The organism is Pseudomonas sp. Sample_24, from assembly GCF_004307605.1.
Classification (GTDB): domain Bacteria; phylum Pseudomonadota; class Gammaproteobacteria; order Pseudomonadales; family Pseudomonadaceae; genus Aquipseudomonas.
The window spans coordinates 1-1,806 of record NZ_RCNW01000294.1; the positions used below are offsets into that span (position 1 = coordinate 1).

1 protein-coding gene is annotated in these 1,806 nt (G+C 60.3%); it reads left to right on the plus strand.

Features of this window, described 5'->3' with window-relative positions:
• On the plus strand, window positions 1-1,806 hold a 1,806-nt coding region (locus tag D8V06_RS15990), incomplete at both ends, for an efflux RND transporter permease subunit (RefSeq protein WP_153189258.1).

The window sequence follows — 1,806 nt, forward strand, 5'->3', positions numbered from 1 at the left end:
ACGGCAAGATCACCCTGACCATCACCTTTGCGCTGGGCACTGACCTGGACAACGCTCAGGTGCAGGTGCAGAACCGCGTGACCCGGACCGAGCCGAAACTTCCCGAGGAAGTGACGCGCATCGGCATCACCGTGGACAAGGCGTCGCCCGACCTGACGATGGTGGTGCACTTGACCTCGCCGGACAAACGCTACGACATGCTCTACTTGTCCAACTACGCCCTGCTCAACATCAAGGATGAGCTGGCGCGTCTGGGCGGTGTCGGCGACGTGCAACTGTTCGGCATGGGCGATTACTCGCTGCGGGTGTGGCTCGATCCGAACAAGACCGCTTCGCGCAACCTGACTGCAACGGATGTAGTGACCGCGATTCGTGAACAGAACCGCCAGGTAGCGGCCGGTGCCCTGGGCGCCCCGCCTGCGCCGAATGCCACCGCGTTCCAGCTGTCGGTCAACACCCAAGGTCGTCTGGTTTCCGAGGAAGAGTTCGAGAACATCATCATTCGCTCGGGCGACAACGGTGAAATCACTCGCCTTAAAGACATCGCTCGGGTCGAGCTGGGTTCCAGCCAATACGCCCTGCGCTCGTTGCTCAACAACCAGCCGGCGGTGGCGATCCCGATCTTCCAGCGTCCGGGTTCGAACGCGATCGAAATCTCCAACGAAGTGCGGTCGAAAATGGCCGAGCTGAAGAAGAGCTTCCCCGAAGGCATGGACTTCAGCATTGTCTATGACCCGACGATCTTCGTGCGCGGTTCCATCGAGGCAGTGGTGCATACCCTCTTCGAAGCGCTGATCCTCGTGGTGCTGGTGGTGATCCTGTTCCTGCAAACCTGGCGCGCATCGATCATTCCGTTGGTTGCGGTGCCGGTATCGTTGATCGGTACGTTTGCGGTGATGCACTTGTTCGGATTCTCGCTCAACGCCCTGTCGTTGTTCGGCCTGGTATTGGCGATCGGTATCGTGGTCGACGATGCGATCGTGGTGGTGGAGAACGTCGAGCGCAACATTGAACTCGGACTGACGCCGGTCGAAGCGACCAAAAAAGCCATGGGCGAGGTCACCGGCCCGATCATCGCCACGGCGCTGGTGCTGTGTGCGGTGTTCGTACCGGCGGCGTTCATTTCTGGCCTGACGGGTCAGTTCTATAAGCAGTTCGCCTTGACCATTGCGATTTCGACGGTGATTTCGGCCTTCAACTCGCTGACCCTGTCGCCGGCACTGGCTGCGGTATTGCTCAAGGGCCATGACGCACCGAAGGATCGTTTCTCCAAGGTGCTGGACAAGATGTTTGGCGGCTGGTTGTTCCGCCCGTTCAACCGTTTCTTCGAAAAGGCCAGCCACGGTTATGTCGGCACCGTTGCCCGTGTGATCCGCTCAAGCGGTATCGCCCTGCTGCTGTATGCCGGCCTGATGGTCCTGACCTTCTTCGGTTTTTCCAGCACCCCGACCGGTTTCGTACCCGGCCAGGACAAGCAATACCTGGTGGCCTTCGCTCAATTGCCGGATGCGGCGAGCCTGGACCGTACCGAAGACGTGATCAAGCGCATGTCCGACCTGGCGCTGAAACAGCCTGGCGTGGAAAGTGCCGTGGCATTCCCTGGCCTGTCGATCAACGGTTTCACCAACAGCCCGAACGCCGGCATCGTGTTCGTGACCTTGAAACCGTTCGACGAGCGCAAAGACCCGAGCATGTCCGCCGGTGCCATCGCCGGTGCCTTGAACGGCCAGTACGCCGGGATTCAGGAAGCCTACATGGCGATCTTCCCGCCACCGCCGGTACAAGGCCTGGGCACCATCGGTGGTT